A 1,912-nucleotide genomic window follows, 5' to 3' on the forward strand; every position below is an offset into this window, starting at 1 on the left:
ATCGAGTAGGAGGGCCGGGTCTCCCGGCCCTCCTCTCACACCACCGTACGTGCGGGCCTCGCATACGGCGGTTCGCTAGGTCGTTGAAGACGATCCCATGCAGAGCGAAAGAGTATGAGGCCTTGCTCCACCCAGTGTTGATTGGGCAGAGCGCGGGCGAGGACGGGTGATCCCGCGATCCGCCAGTAGGCGCGGCTACTCATTGCCCATTGATAGGCGAGATCTCGCCTGATCCCGAGCTTGCGTAGGTTTGCCATGCGGGTTCGCGGTAGTTTCCATTCCTTCCACCGGATTTGGCGCATCCTTCGGCGGAACCATTCATCAAGGGAGCTGAACTTTCCCGGTGTCTGCGACAACCGGAAGTAGCCCATCCATCCCCGGACATAGCGGTTCAGTTGTTGGACGCGGTCAGCCATGGAGATACTCCATTTGCGCGAGGTCAGCACCCTGATGCGGTCCTTCATGCGCCTGAACGCCTTCGGAGCGATCCGGATCTTCACCCCGCCCTTGACGAAGTAGAACCCGAAACCCAGCAACGTAGCTACACTTGCCGGATTGATCGTGGACTTCTCCCGGTTGACCCTCAATTTCAGGTCCCGTTCCAGAACTCTCGTACCCTGGTCCAGTACCCGTTCCGCGGCCCTCTTGGATTTCACAAAAATTCTGATGTCATCGGCATACCGCACGAAACGGTGCCCCCGAGCCCAGAACTCCTGATCAAAATCATCCAGCATGATGTTGGAAAGCAACGGCGACAAAGGCGACCCCTGCGGGGTTCCCTCCGCCGTCGGCTGCCGCACCCCGTCAGCCATGATTCCCGCTTCAAGATAGCGCCGAATCAGCTTCAAGAGCCGCTTGTCTTTCACTCTCCGCGCAACCCTGGCCATCAGCACGTCGTGGTTCACCCGGTCAAAGAAAGCATCCAGGTCAACCTCGACCACCCACCGATACCCTTGACCGATCACCGTGCGGGCGACCTTCACCGCATCATGGGCGCTTCTGCCCGGCCGGAACCCATAAGAGACCGGCACGAACCCCGGATCAAAGACCGGGGACAGGACTTGCGCGACTGCCTGCTGGATCAACCGATCCAGCACGGATGGCACTCCCAGCTTCCGTTCCCCGCCATCAGGTTTGGGAATCATCACCTGACGCACCGGCATCGGAGCATACGTACCCGCATCCAGCGCTTCCCGGGTCTCTGTCCAATGTCCTAAGCACCACGCACGGAGTTCCTCCGTGCGCAGCCCGTCAGCACCGGCAGCACCCCGGTTACGCTCAACACGCTTCAACGCGATCATCAGATTCTGCCGGGAGAACACTGCCTCCCACAGGCCCTGACCATCCCTGATGTTCTCCCCGATACCCGCCGGGTCCTCACTACGCACAGACAGGGGCCATCCCGGATTCACCGTTCGCTCCTCACTCTCTGTCCCACCACTCCCGTGGGTTGGCTGCGATTCTTGTGGAACACACGAGAAGCACCGCTTCAAACCATCAATTCCCAGCGTTCAGCCCTTCCCGGCAAACCACGCATGATTCCCGCCGGTACTACGGCCTCGGCTGACTTCTGCCCCATCAGAACAACCCTTAAGGCCGATCCGCTCCGACACCCTTCACGAGCGCCGACGCACCGGGACAGACCTCCCCGGATAAGAACATTTACTTTCCCCCTGCCGCCGCCACATTTACACACTGGCCGTTTCGGTGGAACGGGCTTCACCATCTCGTGCTGGCTTACCCCGACCAACGTGCCTTCTATGCGGTTCGTGTCCCTCGGTGCAGGGATTTGCCTCCGGCTTCCTTCCCACCCCACCTCACAGTGACGCAGTTGCCATCGGCTAGGAGTTAAACCACCTTCTCCTCCAGAGGACTTACACCTCCAAGCAAATGCCCATGCCGGGCGTACACG

At 60.2% G+C, this 1,912-nt stretch carries 1 protein-coding gene; it reads right to left on the bottom strand.

Annotated elements, in window-relative coordinates:
• Window positions 1–35: 35 nt before the first annotated feature.
• Window positions 36–1,412 (bottom strand): group II intron reverse transcriptase/maturase, encoded by a 1,377-nt coding sequence (gene ltrA, locus AC3WJM_RS22980; protein ID WP_492273054.1) that lies wholly within the window; start codon window positions 1,410–1,412, stop codon window positions 36–38.
• Window positions 1,413–1,912 lie beyond the last annotated feature (500 nt).

It is taken from the genome of Arthrobacter sp. FW306-1B-G06A (assembly GCF_058781765.1).